The organism is Pseudomonas sp. zfem005 (assembly GCF_032621735.1).
Classification (GTDB): Bacteria; Pseudomonadota; Gammaproteobacteria; order Pseudomonadales; family Pseudomonadaceae; genus Metapseudomonas; species Metapseudomonas solani.
In genome coordinates, this window is sequence record NZ_JAVYJE010000001.1 from 22400 (window position 1) to 38129 (window position 15730).

General features: G+C 66.0%; 15 protein-coding genes and 1 pseudogene. 7 read left to right on the plus strand and 9 right to left on the minus strand.

Annotation, left to right across the window (positions count from 1 at the left end; genetic code table 11):
• Positions 1–34: 34 nt before the first annotated feature.
• From RTW82_RS00085 to RTW82_RS00095, 3 genes are all read right to left on the minus strand, one after another.
• The gene (locus tag RTW82_RS00085) at positions 35–328 is read right to left on the minus strand and encodes a co-chaperone GroES (protein ID WP_111263046.1); all 294 of its coding nucleotides are present in this window, start codon (positions 326–328) and stop codon (positions 35–37) included.
• Between the two features lie 224 nt (positions 329–552).
• Positions 553–1005: an FxsA family protein gene (locus RTW82_RS00090; RefSeq protein ID WP_043241264.1), complete on the minus strand. Its 453-nt coding sequence runs from the start codon at positions 1003–1005 to the stop codon at positions 553–555.
• A 65-nt stretch (positions 1006–1070) separates the two neighbouring features.
• Positions 1071–1799 (minus strand): HugZ family protein, encoded by a 729-nt coding sequence (locus RTW82_RS00095; RefSeq protein ID WP_316923924.1) that lies wholly within the window; start codon positions 1797–1799, stop codon positions 1071–1073.
• A 109-nt stretch (positions 1800–1908) separates the two neighbouring features.
• On the opposite strand from RTW82_RS00095, the gene RTW82_RS00100 reads away from it, so the two are divergent.
• Positions 1909–2667 (plus strand): SDR family oxidoreductase, encoded by a 759-nt coding sequence (locus RTW82_RS00100; protein ID WP_021217409.1) that lies wholly within the window; start codon positions 1909–1911, stop codon positions 2665–2667.
• A gap of 100 nt (positions 2668–2767) precedes the next feature.
• Here RTW82_RS00100 and RTW82_RS00105 read toward each other — a convergent pair whose 3' ends face one another.
• Complete coding sequence (locus tag RTW82_RS00105; RefSeq protein ID WP_031287002.1) at positions 2768–3772, minus strand: DUF481 domain-containing protein; 1005 nt, start codon at positions 3770–3772, stop codon at positions 2768–2770.
• Between the two features lie 196 nt (positions 3773–3968).
• Here RTW82_RS00105 and RTW82_RS00110 point away from each other — a divergent pair, with 196 nt between their 5' ends.
• Together RTW82_RS00110 and RTW82_RS00115 are read left to right on the plus strand one after the other, a co-directional pair.
• On the plus strand, positions 3969–4349 hold the full coding sequence (locus RTW82_RS00110) for an MGMT family protein (protein ID WP_316923925.1): 381 nt from the start codon (positions 3969–3971) through the stop codon (positions 4347–4349).
• Positions 4350–4424: 75 nt separating this feature from the next.
• A complete protein-coding gene (locus RTW82_RS00115) occupies positions 4425–6194 on the plus strand; it encodes an AmpG family muropeptide MFS transporter (RefSeq protein WP_316923926.1) in 1770 nt (589 codons plus the stop codon).
• A 42-nt stretch (positions 6195–6236) separates the two neighbouring features.
• On the opposite strand, the gene RTW82_RS00120 is transcribed toward RTW82_RS00115, so the two are convergent.
• On the minus strand, positions 6237–7073 hold the full coding sequence (locus RTW82_RS00120; protein ID WP_263400504.1) for a mechanosensitive ion channel family protein: 837 nt from the start codon (positions 7071–7073) through the stop codon (positions 6237–6239).
• 114 nt (positions 7074–7187) lie between these two features.
• Positions 7188–7667, minus strand: coding sequence for a YajQ family cyclic di-GMP-binding protein (locus RTW82_RS00125; protein WP_021217414.1), 480 nt, complete (start codon positions 7665–7667; stop codon positions 7188–7190).
• 218 nt (positions 7668–7885) lie between these two features.
• Here RTW82_RS00125 and RTW82_RS00130 point away from each other — a divergent pair.
• The 4 genes and pseudogenes from RTW82_RS00130 to RTW82_RS00145 form a co-directional block, all read left to right on the plus strand.
• A pseudogene (locus RTW82_RS00130) lies at positions 7886–8857 on the plus strand (response regulator); the annotation flags it as partial.
• On the plus strand, positions 8854–9765 hold the full coding sequence (locus RTW82_RS00135; RefSeq protein ID WP_316923927.1) for a putative 2-dehydropantoate 2-reductase: 912 nt from the start codon (positions 8854–8856) through the stop codon (positions 9763–9765). The pseudogene RTW82_RS00130 and the gene RTW82_RS00135, both read left to right, overlap by 4 nt.
• Positions 9766–9810: 45 nt before the next feature.
• Positions 9811–11823, plus strand: coding sequence for an ATP-binding protein (locus tag RTW82_RS00140; RefSeq protein WP_316923928.1), 2013 nt, complete (start codon positions 9811–9813; stop codon positions 11821–11823).
• A 1-nt stretch (position 11824) separates the two neighbouring features.
• Positions 11825–12400, plus strand: a complete 576-nt coding sequence (locus RTW82_RS00145; RefSeq protein ID WP_184488718.1) for a cob(I)yrinic acid a,c-diamide adenosyltransferase — start codon at positions 11825–11827, stop codon at positions 12398–12400.
• Between the two features lie 342 nt (positions 12401–12742).
• Here RTW82_RS00145 and RTW82_RS00150 read toward each other — a convergent pair whose 3' ends face one another.
• The 3 genes from RTW82_RS00150 to argJ form a co-directional block, all read right to left on the minus strand.
• The gene (locus RTW82_RS00150) at positions 12743–13690 is read right to left on the minus strand and encodes a Nudix family hydrolase (protein WP_316923929.1); all 948 of its coding nucleotides are present in this window, start codon (positions 13688–13690) and stop codon (positions 12743–12745) included.
• A complete protein-coding gene (locus RTW82_RS00155; protein ID WP_271660132.1) occupies positions 13687–14328 on the minus strand; it encodes a glutathione S-transferase family protein in 642 nt (213 codons plus the stop codon). Before RTW82_RS00155 ends, RTW82_RS00150 begins: the two co-directional genes overlap by 4 nt.
• Before the next feature lie 161 nt (positions 14329–14489).
• The gene (argJ, locus tag RTW82_RS00160; RefSeq protein WP_043241403.1) at positions 14490–15707 is read right to left on the minus strand and encodes a bifunctional glutamate N-acetyltransferase/amino-acid acetyltransferase ArgJ; all 1218 of its coding nucleotides are present in this window, start codon (positions 15705–15707) and stop codon (positions 14490–14492) included.
• Positions 15708–15730: the final 23 nt, after the last annotated feature.

Here is a 15730-nt window from a genome sequence, read left to right on the forward strand (position 1 = left end):
TCTTCCTCGAATTCTAGGTGGGAAAGGGGGCGGTTCAGGCTTCGATGACAGCGAGGATTTCGTTCTCGCTCATGACCAGCAGTTCTTCACCGTCGACCTTGATGGCGTTGCTGCCGGAGTACGGGCCGAATACCACCTGGTCGCCCACTTTTACTGCCAGGGCACGGACTTCGCCGTTGTCCAGAACGCGACCGGTGCCGACGGCAACCACTTCACCGCGGTTCGGCTTCTCAGCGGCCGAGCCCGGCAGCACGATGCCACCAGCGGTCTTGGTTTCTTCTTCGCTGCGGCGGATTACGACGCGATCATTCAGGGGACGAAGCTTCATTGTGTAACTCTCCCAATTAGTGTTTTCCGGCGCCGGTACGGTTGACCGGCGGGTTAGCGAAATCCGGCGGGGCCGGCTGCGGGGTGCGAAGCACTCCGCTGAAGTCTGACCTTGCCCTTGAGGGCAAGGAACCTTGCGGTGACCGATACATAGGGGCGCCCAGGGGTATTTCAAGGGCGACCATTGAAATATTTGCAGGAAGTTCCAACGAGCCGACCGGAGGCTCAGCGGTCGCGGCGCTCGTACTCGCCCTCGATCACATTGGGGCGGGTCTGCCCACTGCGGGCGGCGAGATCATCGGCGAAGGCACGCTGGCGCAGGGCCTGCTCCTGGGCGCGCTTGAGCATGCGCCCGATCAGCAGGCGGCGGGTGAAGGGGATCAGGCAGAGCACGCCGAAGATGTCGCTGATGAAGCCCGGCAGCAGCAACAGGCCGCCGCCGACGGCGATCAGCAGGCCTTCGAGCATTTCCTGCTCGGGCATCTCGCCACGGGCGAGCTTCTCGCGGGCACGCCAGGCGGTGGCGACGCCGGCGACGCGCAACAGCACGCTGCCGAGCACGCCGGTGCCGATGACCAGCAGCAGGGTCGGCAACACGCCGATGACACTGCCGACCTGGATCAGCACGGCCAGTTCGATGATCGGGAACAGCAGGAGGAGGAACAGAAAGACACGCATCGAGGGATCCTTGACGGAAGAACGGCTTCCGATGGGAATCTAAATGAAGCCGCCCTCCCCCGAATTCAAGCCTCGGGTTCGGCGACGGACGGCCAGGTCTCCGCGCGTGCCAGCGCTACCAGGGCCTGACGGACCGAACCTGGGTTGTTACAGGATGTTGGGAAGGGCAGCCAGTGCACGTTCTGGCCGACGCGTAGGTGGAATCCTTCCGAGTCGATGCTGACCATGTCCGCCGTCTCTCCCGGCAGCCCGCGCAGCGCCAGGTAATGGGCGATGGCCGACTGATGGTCGCTGTTCATGTGCTCGATCATGCTGCGCTCGGCTTCACCGGCGAAGGGGTTGGCCAGCACCACCTGATCAATCCAGTGGATGGCACCGAAGCCGCCGATGAAACGCGCGCGCACTGGCTCCAGCACCCAGAAGTCGAAATCGTGGGTCTGGTGGTAGTCCCGGGACTGCGGGAAGAAGCGGTAGTAGCGCTCGCTGGCTGCCGCGATCTCGGCCGCGTCGGTGATCTGGCGGGCTTCGGCGAGCAGGGTCAGGCGACCGACGGCCTGGATGTCATCGGCGCCGCGCTCCCCCACCAGCAAGGAGCATTTGGGGTCTTTCTGCAGGTTGTGGGTGTGCTGGGCGATACGGCTGATGAGGATCAAGGGGCGGCCGGCGGCGTCCAGGCAATAGGGTGCCACTGATCCGAAAGGGAAGCCCGGCATGGCCTTGGACTGGGTGGAGAGGACACCGCGGTATTCCTTGAGCAGCAATTCTCGGGCATTCTTTGCGGCTTTCACGCTCACCTTTTGACTCCTTGCACAGAATCCGTCGAAAACGGACGGGCAGCCAGAATAGCGGTTCCAGGCTGCCAGCGGGGATACCGCCACTCATTTCGAATTCTTGGGGAAAAGCATGCAGCTCAAAGACAAGGTCATCATCATCACCGGCGGTTGCCAGGGCCTCGGCCGTGCCATGGGCGAGTACCTCGCCGGCAAGGGCGCCAAGCTGGCGCTGGTGGACCTGAACCAGGAAAAACTGGACGACGCCGTGGCCGCCTGCAAGGCCGCCGGCGGTGACGCCCGCGCCTACCTGTGCAACGTGGCCAACGAAGAGCAGGTGACCCACATGGTCGCCCAGGTGGCCGAGGACTTCGGCGCCATCAACGGCCTGGTTAACAACGCCGGTATCCTCCGCGACGGCCTGACCATCAAGGTCAAGGACGGCGAGATGACCAAGATGAGCCTGGCCCAGTGGCAGGCGGTGATCGACGTCAACCTGACCGGCGTATTCCTCTGCACCCGCGAAGTGGCGGCGAAGATGATCGAGCTGAAGAACGAAGGCGCGATCATCAACATCTCCTCCATCTCCCGCGCCGGCAACATGGGCCAGGCCAACTACTCCGCCGCCAAGGCCGGCGTGGCCGCCGACACCGTGGTGTGGGCGAAGGAACTGGCGCGCTACGGCATCCGCGTGGCGGGCGTGGCCCCCGGCTTCATCGAGACCGACATGGTCGCCAGCATGAAGCCCGAAGCCCTGGAGAAGATGACCTCCGGCATTCCGCTGAAGCGCCTGGGCAAGCCCCAGGAGATCGCTCACTCGGTGGCCTACATCCTGGAAAACGACTACTACACCGGTCGCGTTCTGGAGCTGGACGGCGGCCTGCGCCTGTAAGGGCTCCGCTGCAATGAAAAAGCCCCGCTGATGCGGGGCTTTTTCTTGTCGGTTCGCAGCCTGTAGCCCGGGCCTCAGCCCGGGACAGCCGGTGGGGTGCTTACCAGCCCACACCGAAGCCGACGGTGTAGCGGGTCTCGTCGATCTCGCCTTCGGCGCCCTGGACCATGTCCTTCTCCGCCTTGAGGTTGAGCGAGGCCCAGTCGGTGACCTTGTAGCGCAGGCCCACTTCGGCATCCAGGGAGTAGTCGGCAGCGTTGCCCAGGGGGCGGCCCACTTCGCCGACGGTGAAGAGCTCGACGGTCTTGCCCACCAGGTAGCGATTGTAGTCCCACTTCATGCTGAGCGCGTAGAAGTTGTCCTTCTCGCCATTGGAGTATTCGTAGTCGGTGCGGTTGACCAGGGATGCCAGGGAGAAGGCGCCCAGCTCGTCGTCCCAGAACTGGTAACCGGGGCCGGTACCGAGGGTGCGCTGGCGCTCCAGCTCTTCGATCTTGTCGCGCTTGTATTCGGCGCGGCCCTGCCAGAAGAATTTGTCGGTGATGAAGCGGTCCAGGGCGTATTCCAGCTCCCAGTTCTCGGTGGTTTTCACGTCGTCCTGGAATTCACGGTTGTATTCGCCGGTGGCGTTGTGGCGCCAGCGGCCGTGACGGGCCTTGGTCTTGAAGTCGACATCGTAGTCGTCGGTGTCCTTCTCGGCGCGCTTGTAGTCCAGGGCCAGGTCGACGTTGCCGGACCAGGTCAGGTCCTCGACGAAGGGCTTGGGCTTCATGATCTGCTCGATGCTGGCCAGCTCGACGGTCTTCGGTGCCTCGCCGTTGGCCAGGATCACCTTGCCAGGCTCGGCCGGGCGCAGGGTCTTGGCGCGCTCGCCGGTGACATCGTCCTGCTTGATCATCAGCTCCTGGTCACTTTCCAGGGTGGCGATCTTTTTCCAGTCCAGCGGGATGGAGCCGCCGTATTCGGTTTCCAGCATCAGTTTGCCGCCGTCGAAGACCTTGATCTTGCCGGACAGGCGATCGCCGTTCTTCATCCACACGGTATCGGCGAGCGAGGGGGTCGAAGCAGCCGCAATGGCTAGGCACAGCAGGGTTCTGGACAACATAGGCGGATACACGGGCTCAAGTTCGCGAAAAACCGGGCATTATCCGCAAGCCCGGCGACTGAGCAAGGACTGACCGACGGACAAGCCTCAAGTTCCGCAAAAACGGACCAGCGTGCCCCTTGCCGTAGAGCGGTTGTCGCCCCGGGGCCGCCATCCTATTCTGGCAACCACCCCTGCAATCGGACCCCGTTCCGCCATGGCGACCCGCAAGCCCCGCGCCACCGCGAATACCCTGGATGACCTGCCGACGGCCAGCCCCGAGATGCGCCGCCAGGCGCTGTACCTGACCCTCGCCCAGGTGCCGCCAGGCAAGGTGGTGAGCTACGGCCAGCTCGGCGAAATGGCCGGCCTGGGCCGTGCCGCACGCTGGGTGGGGCGCACCCTGAGCCAGTTGCCGGACGACACGCGCCTGCCCTGGCACCGGGTGATCGCCGCCGGCGGCCGCCTCAGCCTGCTCGCCGGCAGCCCTTCCGGCGATGAGCAACGGGCACGTTTACGGGCGGAGGGTGTCTTCATCCACAACGAACGGGTGGATATGCGTCGGCACGGCTGGCTTCCCATGCCACCCAAGGGTTAGAGTGCGCGCTTTGTCGCGGTTCCATCGCGTGCTCGTCGTCATGGACCGCCCCGTGATTTCTGGATTACACGCCTGATGTCCCACCGTACCTGGCGCGCCGCCCTGGCCGCCTACGCCAGCCCGGCCACCCTTGCGCTGCTGCTGCTGGGCTTTGCTGCCGGCCTGCCGTACATGCTGGTGTTCTCCACCCTTTCCGTCTGGTTGCGCGAGGCCGGGGTGTCTCGCGAGGCCATCGGTTTCGCCAGCCTCATCGGCCTGGCCTATGCCTTCAAGTGGATCTGGTCACCGCTGCTCGACCAGTGGCGCCTGCCGCTGCTCGGCCGCCTGGGCCGTCGCCGCTCCTGGCTGGTGCTGTCCCAGGGCCTGGTCGCCCTCGGCCTGGTGGGCATGGCGCTGTGCGACCCGCAGCAACACCTGACCTGGCTGATCGCCGTGGCCGTCATCGTGGCCTTCGCCTCCGCCACGCAAGATATCGCCGTCGACGCCTACCGCTTGGAAATCGCCGACGACAGCCGCCAGGCCGCCCTCGCGGCGAGCTACATGCTCGGCTACCGGGTTTCTGCGCTACTGGCCACTGCCGGCGCGCTGTATTTCGCCGAGTGGTTCGGTTCCACCACCCTGACCTACGAATACGGCGCCTGGGCCGGCACCTACCTGCTGTTCGCCCTGCTGATGCTGCCCGGGCTGATCACCAGTCTGTGGATGCGCGAGCCGCACATTGATGTGCAGGTGCAGACCCACACCTCGCGCTTCAAGCTCAAGGACCAGCTGGCCTCGGTGCTGATCCTGCTGGTGATGCTGATTTCCCTGCCGGCGATGATCACCGGCATGCTCGACCGCGCCTGGCCGCGCGCGCTGCTCTACTTCCTGTTCCTGGTGGCCTGCCTGTCGCCCTGGGGCCGCCGCCAGATCGCCCCGGTGCGCGAGCTGCTCAGCCAGCAGCGCCGCCAGTTGCTGGTGGCCGCGCGGGGCCGGGTGATCCCCAACTTCGACTTCGTCCACCAGGCCGTCTCGATGATCGTGCTGATCGTGATCCTGGTGACCACGGCCGCCGCCATCAAGGCCTATGCCTCTGGCGCCTGGCCCCGGGGCACGCTGTTCGTGCTGATCGCCCTGGCCTGCTTCTCGGCACCCGGGCGCCTGCTGATGGCGCCGGTGGTGACCCCCATCAGCGAGTTCGTCCAGCGCTACCGCTGGCAGGCCCTGCTGCTGCTTGGGCTGATCGCCACCTATCGCATGTCCGACACGGTGATGGGGGTGATGGCCAACGTCTTCTACATCGACCAGGGCTTCACCAAGGAGCAGATCGCCAGCGTCAGCAAGCTCTTCGGCCTGATCATGACCCTGCTCGGTGCCGGTGCCGGCGGCCTGCTCATCGTGCGCTTCGGCATCCTGCCGATCCTGTTCATCGGCGGCGCGGCCTCGGCGGCGACCAACCTGATGTTCGTGGTGCTCAGCGACATGGGCCCGCACCTGGACATGCTGATCCTCACCATTTCCTGCGACAACTTCAGTGCGGGACTCGCCACCTCGGCCTTCGTGGCATACCTGTCGAGCCTGACCAACCTGAAGTTCTCGGCGACCCAGTACGCCCTGCTCAGCTCCATCATGCTGCTGCTGCCACGCCTGATCGGCGGCTACTCGGGCGTGATGGTCGACAGCCTCGGCTACCACCAGTTCTTCCAGCTCACCGCGCTGCTCGGCGTGCCGACCCTGGTGCTGATCCTGGTGCAATGGAGCCGCGAGCGCAGGCAGCGCAATGACGCCAGCGCAGCCCCGGAAGAACCCTCCCCTCCCTCCGCCGCGCAGCCGCCCCAGGCGCAGGGCAGTTCGGAACACCCATGAAAAAGGCCGGCGATCGCCGGCCTTTTCCGTTGCAGCAGGACCTCAGGCGGTCGTGGGCACTACCTGCACCATGCGCGGGGGCTGGGCGAGCTGTACGCCGGCCTCCTGCAGCTTGTCGCGCACCGACTCGTTGAGCATGAAGATCACGCCCCAGTAGTCGGCGTTGGACGTCCACATGCGCAGCGACAGGTTGATCGAGGTATCCCCCAGTGCGGAGACCACCACCACCGGTGCCGGGTCCTTTTGCACGCGGGGATCCTCGGCCAGCTTGAGCAGCACCTCGCGGGCCTTGGCCAGGTCGCTGGCGTAGTCGACCTTGACGTCGTAGAGCACCTGTCGGGTGGGCTGGTTCGAGTAGTTGGTGATGATGCCGTTGGACAGCGCGCCGTTGGGCACGATGACCGTCTTGTTGTCCCCGGTGCGCAGCACGGTGTGGAAGATCTGGATGTGGTCCACCGAGCCCATCACGCCCTGGGCCTCGATGAAATCACCGGCCTTGAACGGGCGGAACAGGAGGATCAGCACGCCGCCGGCGAAGTTCGCCAGGCTGCCCTGGAGCGCCAGGCCGATGGCCAGGCCGGCCGCACCGATGGCGGCGATGAAGGAAGTGGTTTCGATGCCGATCATCGAGGCCACGCTGACCAGCAGCAGCACCTTGAGGATCATGTTGGCGAGGCTGCCGATGAAGCTGTGCAGGGTCCTGTCCACCCGGCGCAGCGCCAGCAGGTTGCTGACGCGATCGGTCACGCGGTTGATCAGCCACCAGCCGATCAGCAGGGTGAACAGCGCCAGGGTGAGCTTGCCGCTGTATTCGAGGATGATCGGCAGCCACCCCTCCGATCGGCGGATCAATTCGTCGACGGTTATATCCACACGCACTCTCCTTTCTTGCCTTCACTGAAACGAAACCGCCATGGACGAAGCCATGGCGGTAAAGTCGCTGACCTTGCATTTTGCGACGCAGGTCAGCGGCGAAGGTTCAAAAAAGCAGTGTCAGTCGCGGAAGTTGGTGTACTGCAGCGGGAAGTCCAGGGGCTCGGCACGCAGCACCGCAATGGCTTCCTGCAGGTCGTCGCGCTTCTTGCCGGTGACACGCACCTGCTCGCCCTGGATCGCAGCCTGGACCTTGAGCTTGCGCTCCTTGATCAGCGCGACGATCTTCTTCGCCAGCTCCTTCTCGATGCCTTCACGGAAGGTCACTTCCTGCTTGACCACCTTGCCGGACGCGAAGTGATCCTTGATCTCCATGCAGTGGATGTCGATCTTGCGCTTGATCAGGTTGCTGCGCAGGATGTCGAGCATCTGCTCGAGCATGAAGTCGGCTTCGGCGGTCAGGGTGACGGCTTTGTCCTTGCTCTCGAAGCTGCACTTGCCGCGCAGGTCGAAGCGGCGATCCAGTTCCTTGATCGCGTTGTCCACCGCGTTGGTGAGCTCGTGTTTGTCCAGCTCGGACACCACGTCGAACGATGGCATGGGATTCCTCCAGATAGACGGCGCGACCCACATCACGTAAGGAAGGCGCCTGGCTTGACGGTAAAAAAAGCGGGCCCATTATAACTGAGCAATGGGTACCTATTTTTGCAGGATTGCATGGCAGCGACGCATTCAGCTCTAACAGGCGGACGCAAAACCTGCTGAAATAGGCACTGATAGCACCAAGCCAGTATCGCCAACCTTCGCCACTTCCTTGTGAGCCTGCCATGCCCAACCCTCATCTCAGCATCCTGGTGGTGGACGACGCCAAGTTCTCCAGCGCCATGATCGGTCGTGCCCTGACCCAGGCCGGTTATCAGGATGTCCGCTTCGCCAGCAGCGCAACGGAAGCCTTGCGCCTGCTCGAGGAGCGCCCCGCCAATGTATTGCTGGCGGACTGGCTGATGCCCGAGATCGACGGCCTCGAACTGACCGCACGGGTGCGCCAGCTGGACGAGATGATCGACCACTACACCTACATCATCCTGCTCACCGGCAAGGAAGGTGAAAACGTGCTGGGCGAAGCCTTCGACCGCGGCGTCGACGACTTCATCAGCAAGGCGGCCATGAACGAACAGCTGGTGCCTCGCGTCTACGCGGCGGACCGCCTGTGCAACACCCTGCAGCGCCTGCTCCACGAAAACCGGCTGATGACCCAGAACATCGCCAGCCTGGAGCAACGCAACCTGGTGGACTCGCTGACCGGCCTCGGCAACCCGCGCTACCTGCGCCAGAAGCTTTCCGACAGCCTGCGCCAGGTCGAGTCCCGCGGCGGCGCCCTGTGCTACCTGCTGATCGGCCTGCATGACGCCCCCGCGCTGCGCGTGCAGTACGGCAGCGAGTTCTACAACGAGCTGCTCCACGGTGTCGCGCGGCGCCTGCAGCAGCTGGTACGCCCGCTGGACGTGCTGACCCGCCTGGACGACAACCACTTCGGCCTGATCACCCTGCTCGAAGACCTTCACGAATGCTCCCCCAGCAGCTTCAAGCGCCTGCATGAAGGCCTCAACCTCAAGGCCTTCAAGACCAGCGAAGGCTTCATCACCCTCAAGGCCGGCATCAGCCTGGTGGGGATGGATGGCAAGGCCCTGCCGGTGGACGTCGAGATCCTGATCGACCAGGCCGCCAAGCTGCTGCCCGAGTCCTACGCCAGCGGCCGCGTGAGCGCGATACGCCTGCCCCTGCCATGACCTGGCACGTCCTCGGCATCGGCAGCCTCGGCAGCCTGTGGGCCATGCGTCTGGCCCGTGCCGGCCTGCCGGTGCACCTGTTGCTGCGTGACCCGCAACGCCTGGCGGCCTACCACCAGGCTGGCGGCCTGACCCTGGTGGAACAGGGCCAGGCACAACGCCTCGAACTGCCCGCCGAAACCCTCGATGCCCCGACGCCCATCCAGCGCCTGCTGGTGGCCTGCAAGGCCTACGACGCCGAAGCCGCGGTCGCGGCGCTCCTGCCACGCCTGGCGCCCGGTGCCGAACTGGTGCTGCTGCAGAACGGCCTCGGCAGCCAGGACGCCGTCGCTGCCCGCGCGCCTCAAGCCCGCTGCATCCTGGCCTCCAGCACCGAGGGCGCCTTCCGTGATGGCGACTTCCGCGTGGTCTTCGCCGGCCACGGCTTCACCTGGCTGGGCGACCCGCACGCCACCGCAGCCCCCTCCTGGCTCGATGAGCTGGAACGCGCCGGCATCCCCCACGGCTGGACGCCGGACATTTTGTCGCGGCTATGGCGCAAGCTCGCGCTCAATTGCGCGATCAACCCGCTGACGGTGCTCAACGACTGCCGCAATGGCGGTCTCGTCGAGCACCCGGCCCAGGTGCAGCAACTGTGCGCCGAACTGGCCGAGCTGCTGCAGCTGTGTGGCCAGCCGGCCGCCGCGCAGGACCTGCACGACGAAGTCGGCCGGGTCATCCAGGCCACCGCCGCCAACTACTCCTCCATGTACCAGGACGTCGCCGCCAGGCGCCGCACCGAGATCAGCTACCTGCTGGGCTACGCCTGCGCCGCCGCCGAGCGCCACCGCCTGGTCCTGCCCCACCTGCAGGCCCTGCTCAGGCAGTTGCGCGCCCACCTGGCCGAGCGCGGATTGCCGCTGGACTGACCCCGCGCTACCCTGCCGACAGCCCAACCGCCTGGATTCCGCCCCTTGAACAGCCTGCGCCAGCGCCTCGAAAACCTGTCCGTCGGCCGAAAGCTGCTGGCCGCCCTGCTGGTCTTGGTGACCACCGTACTGCTGATCGCCAACCTGGCCTTCATCAGCGCCGCCTATTGGATCTCCCAAGAGAGCATGGCACCCCAGGCCTTGCAGACCCTGGGCCGGCTCTTCGCCACCGCGCCCCTTTCCCGCGAGGCCCTGTCCTCTCCCGAGGCTGCTCGCGACCTGCTCAACCAACTGGACAGCTACGCCCCGCTGCGCGCCGCCGCGCTCTACGACGGCCAGGGCGAGCTGCTGGCACAGCTGATCAGCGGCAGCACCCTCAAGCTGCCGCAGCACACCGAGAAGCTGCAACGCTGGCGCCTGCACGAATTCCGCACCAGCCAGGTGGTCGAGCTGCCCCAGGACAACGGCCCACCCGGCCACCTGCTGCTGGTGGCTTCCAGTGAGCTGCCCGGCGCCTTCTACACCGGCACCCTTACCGCCAGCCTGGCGATCCTCGCCAGCAGCGTGCTGCTCTGGCTGCTGGTGGCGCGGCAGATCCGGCGCATGGTCACCGGGCCGATCCGCCGCCTGGAAGAACTGTCGCGCCAGGTCACCCGCGAGGAGAACTACGCCCTGCGCGCCCAGCGTGGGCACCGCGACGAACTGGGCAGCCTGGCCGACGCCTTCAACACCATGCTCAGCCGCATCGAAGCCCGCGAGCAGCAGCTCAAGCGCGCCCGCGACGACTCCCAGGCAGCCGTCGACCAGGCCCAGGCACTGGCGGAGGAGACCCGCCACTCCAATCGCAAGCTGGAGCTGGAAGTGCAGGTGCGCAGCAAGATCGAGAAGAAGCTCACTGGCTTCCAGAACTACCTCAACAGCATCATCGACTCGATGCCCTCGGCGCTCATCGCCCTGGACGAACAGCTCTACGTCACCCAGTGGAACCAGGAGGCCACCGCACTTTCCGGCACCACCCTGGACGACGCCCTGAACCAGCCGGTATTCCTTGCCTTCCCCTCGCTCAAGCCCTTCCTGCCGCAGATCAAGCTCACCGCCGAGCGCCACAAGGTTGAGAAAGTCGAGCGGGTCAGCTGGCTGCTGGGCGACGAGGTGCGCCACTACGCCCTGACCTTCTACCCGCTGATGGGGGGAACCGGGCGTGGCGTGGTGATCCGTATCGACGACATCACCCAGCGCCTGTCCATGGAAGAGCTGATGGTGCAGTCGGAGAAGATGCTCAGCGTCGGCGGCCTGGCTGCCGGCATGGCCCACGAGATCAACAACCCCCTGGGGGCCATCCTGCACAACGTGCAGAACATCCGCCGGCGCCTGTCCCCGGAGCTGGAGAAGAACCTGGAGCAGGCCCGAGCCGACGGCATCTGCCTGGATTCGGTGAACCATTACCTAGAGGCCCGCGAGGTGCCCAAGCTGCTGGACGGCATCTACCAGGCCGGCTCGCGGGCGGCGAAGATCGTCACTCACATGCTGTCCTTCAGCCGCCGCAGCAACCGCCAGCTGGCGCCCTGCCTGCTGCCGGTGCTGCTGGACCAGGCCGTGGAGATCGCCAGCAACGACTTCGACCTGACCGAGGGTTTCGACTTCAAGGGCATGACCATCACCCGCCTCTTCGACCCCGAACTGGGGCCGGTGCCGGGCACCGCCAACGAACTGGAACAGGTGCTGCTCAACCTGCTGAAGAACGCCGCCCAGGCCATCCACCAGCGCGAGGACGACCTGGAAGGCCATATCACCCTGCGCACCCGCCTGGCACCGCCCTGGGCGGAAGTCCAGGTGGAGGACAATGGCGTCGGCATCCCCGAGAGCGTGCGCAAACGCATCTTCGAGCCCTTCTTCACCACCAAGGAAGTGGGCCAGGGCACCGGGCTGGGCCTGTCGGTTTCCTATTTCATCATCACCAACAACCACAAGGGCCAGATGGAGGTGCAGTCCAAGCCCGGCCAGGGCACCTGCTTCACCCTGCGCCTGCCGCTGGCCTCCAGCCCCACGGGAACCTGATATGGGCAACCGCCTTTCGAAGATCTACACCCGCACCGGCGACAAGGGTGAAACCGGCCTTTCCGGCAACCGCCGCGTGCCCAAGGACCACCCGCGCATCGAGGCCATAGGCGAGGTGGACTCGCTCAACAGCCAGCTCGGCCTGCTGCTGGCGCAACTGGCCGAGCAGCACGGCGCCTGCCCGGGGCTGGGCGAAGTGAGCGAGGTGCTCGCGCCCTGCCAGCACCGCCTGTTCGACCTCGGCGGCGAACTGTCGATGCCTGAATACCAGGTGCTGGAGGAAGGCGAGGTGCAACGCCTGGAGGCGGCCATCGACCTGTGGAACGAAGAGCTGGGGCCGCTGAAGAACTTCATCCTCCCCGGCGGCTCGGCCCTGGTGGCCCAGGCCCACGTCTGCCGCTCCGCTGCCCGCAGCGCCGAACGCCGCGCCCAGACGCTCAACGCCGAGGAAGCCCTGCGCGGCGAACTGCTGGCCTACCTCAACCGCCTCTCCGACCTGCTCTTCGTCGCCGCACGGTTGATCGCACGGCGGCAAGGCGTTGATGAGGTGTTGTGGCAGGCGGCGACGCGGGGCTGAGCTGGAAGCTGGAAGCTGGAAGCTGGAAGCTGGAAGCTGGAAGCTGGAAGCTGGAAGCTGGAAGCTGGAAGCTGGAAGCTGGAAGCTGGAAGCTGGAAGCTGGAAGCTGGAAAAGCTTGGGGGATCGACGGAAGCCGTCAACCCTCGAGTTTATTTATTTCCTTACCCCCGACGTAGCCCGGGCTTCAGCCCGGGAAGGCCCGAACGTAGGGTGGATCACGCTTCACCGGTCCACCGCAGCGGAGCCCGGATCGGCACCGCCGGTGGATGCAAAGAGCGGCATCCCCCCTACACGCAGAACCCCGCTTCAGGCTTCAGGCTTCAGGCTTCAGGCTTCAGGCTTCAATCTTTAGTGGGCCAAAACGCCCTGATCCCCGCTACACCCTGGGCGCCGGTCTGCCAGGCGCGCTGGAGGTCGTCCGGGCCGACGCCGCCGAGCAGGAATACCGGTTTGTTGAATCGACGGATCATCTCCTGGGCGGCGTCCCAGCCCAGCGGCTGGGCGTCGGGGTGGGTCTGGGTGGCCTGCAGCGGCGACAGGGTGACGAAATCCACGCCCATCTCGGTGGCCAGTTCCAGTTCTTCCGCGCTGTGGCAGGAGGCGGCCAGCCAGCGTTCCTTGGGGAACGGACGGCCGCGGGGCGCATAGCGGCGCAACTGGTCGGCGGTGAGGTGCCAGCCGGCGGCAGGGAAGTCCCCCAGCCATTCCAGCGGGCCCTTGAGCATCAACTGGGCACGGCGGGCGCAGAGGCCCTGGATGTCCACCGCCAGGTCGCGGTACTGGGCATCGAACATGTTCGGCGCACGCAGCTGGATCAGGCGGACGCCCTTGGCCAGCGCGGCGCGAACGCCTTGCAGCAGCTCCTGGGGCTCCAGTTCGTCCGGCGTGATCAGGTAGCGATCGGGCAGGCGTGCGGCGGCCAGGATCGGCTGGTTGGCGGCGGGGAATTCGTAGTCGGCCAGCTCCTGCTCGGTGACCCAGGCCAGGGGCTGGCCTTCGGCGCCATGGGGCTCGCCCGTGAAGGCAGAGACCTCCCAGACATCCAGCAGCACCTGCTTGTCGGGGTAGTCGTGGTGCACCTGGATCAGCGGCCGTGCCGAGCTGACGCGAATGCCCAGTTCCTCCTCGAGCTCCCGCGACAGGGCGACCTGAACGGCTTCGCCCTCCTCCACCTTGCCGCCCGGGAACTCCCACAGGCCGCCCTGGTGCTTGTCGTCCGGCCGGCGTGCGATCAGCACCCGGCCGTCGGCGCCACGGATGACCGCAGCCGCCACGTGCACTCGCTTCATTCGATGATCTCCGTTTCCTGCAGGGCGGCCTGGTACCAACGCTGGAACGCGGGCCACCGGTAGATGGTGTCGACATAGGCCGCGGCTTCGGCGGGAAGCTCCACGGCGTAGCTGCGCAGGCGGCTGGCCACCGGCGCGTAGAAGGCATCGGCGATGCTGGCATGGCCGAACAGGTAGGGGCCGTCCTGGCCGAAGCGGCGGCGGCAGTCGGACCAGATGGCGCAGACGCGGCGGATGTCCTCGGCGGCCTCTTCCGGAATGCCATCGAGCGCCTGGTTGCGCTTCAGGTCCATGGGCATGTGGCTGCGCAGGGCGACGAAGCCGCTGTGCATCTCGGCGCAGATGGAGCGGGCATGGGCACGGGCCGCTTGGCCGAAGGGCCAGAGATGGGCTTCGGGGAAACGCTCGGCGAGGTATTCGGCGATGGCCAGGGAATCCCAGATGACCCCGTCGGCTTCGGTTTCCAGCACCGGCACCTTGGCGGTGGGCGAACGCGCCAGCAGGCGTTTGTGGCTATCGGCGGCGTAGAGCGGAATGCGCAGCTCCTGGTAGGGGGCGCCGGTCAGCTCCATGGCCAGCCAGCCGCGCAACGACCAGGAGGAGTAGTTCTTGTTGCCGATAACCAGGGTGAGTGCCATGCGTTTCTCCTTGAGCCCGATGGTTTGTCCAGGCGGGTCGATGGACCTTAAAAGGCGCATGCGGGGATGGCAAATTCCCATTGCTCATGGGGCCATGAACGCCGGGAATGCCAGGGACGAGCATCAGCGCAGCCGCAGGCGAACCTGCGGCTGCGTCGGGCTCAGGTGCGGTATTCCGCGTTGATCTTGACGTACTCGTGGGACAGGTCGGTGGTCCAGATGGTTTCGCTGCAACCACCACGACCCAGCTCGATACGGATGCCGATCTCTTCGCGGGCCATCACGGCGGCGCCCTGGTCCTCGGTGTAGGTGGCCGCGCGGCCGCCCTTGCTGGCGATGCAGACATCACCGAGGAACACGTCGATCTTGCTCACGTCCAGCTGCGGTACGCCGGCACGGCCGACGGCGGCGAGGATGCGCCCCCAGTTCGGGTCGGAGGCGAACAGCGCAGTCTTGATCAGCGGCGAGTGGGCCACGGCGTAGGCGACGTCCAGGCACTCCTGGTAGGTACCGCCGCCGTTCACCTGCACGGTGACGAACTTGGTGGCGCCTTCACCGTCACGGACGATGGCCTGAGCCACTTCCATGGAGACTTCCAGCACGGCCTGCTTGAGCGCGGCGAACAGCTCGCCGCTGGCCTGGGTCACTTCCGGCAGTGCGGCCTGGCCGGTGGCGACCAGCATGCAGCAGTCGTTGGTGGAGGTGTCGCCATCGATGGTGATGCGGTTGAAGGACTTGTTGGCGGCATCGCGCAGCAGGTCCTGCAGCACACCCTGGGCGACCTTGGCGTCGGTGGCGATGTAGCCGAGCATGGTGGCCATGTTGGGCTTGATCATGCCGGCGCCCTTGCTGATGCCGGTGACGGTAACGGTGACGCCGTCGTGCACGAACTGGCGGCTGGCACCCTTGGGCAGGGTGTCGGTGGTCATGATGCCGGTGGCGGCAGCAGCCCAGTTGCCTTCGGCGAGGTCGGCCAGGGCATCGCCCAGGGCGGCTTCGATCTTCTCGACCGGCAGCGGCTCGCCGATCACACCGGTGGAGAACGGCAGCACGGCGGTGGCATCGACGCCCGCCAGCTCCGCCAGGCGCGCGCAGGTGCGCTCGGCGGCAGCCAGGCCCGGCTCGCCGGTGCCGGCGTTGGCATTGCCGGTGTTGGTCAGGAAGTAGCGCACGGGACCGAGGACGCGCTTCTTGGAGAGGATCACCGGGGCTGCGCAGAAGGCGTTGAGGGTGAACACGCCGGCGACGGTGGAGCCTTCGGCGCAGCGCATGACCACTACGTCCTTGCGGCCTGGGCGCTTGATGCCGGCAGAGGCGATGCCGAGTTCGAAACCGGGAACCGGGTGCAGGGTGGGCAGGGGGCCGAGACCAACAGCCATGGAAGCGCTCCTTGTCGTGTCGT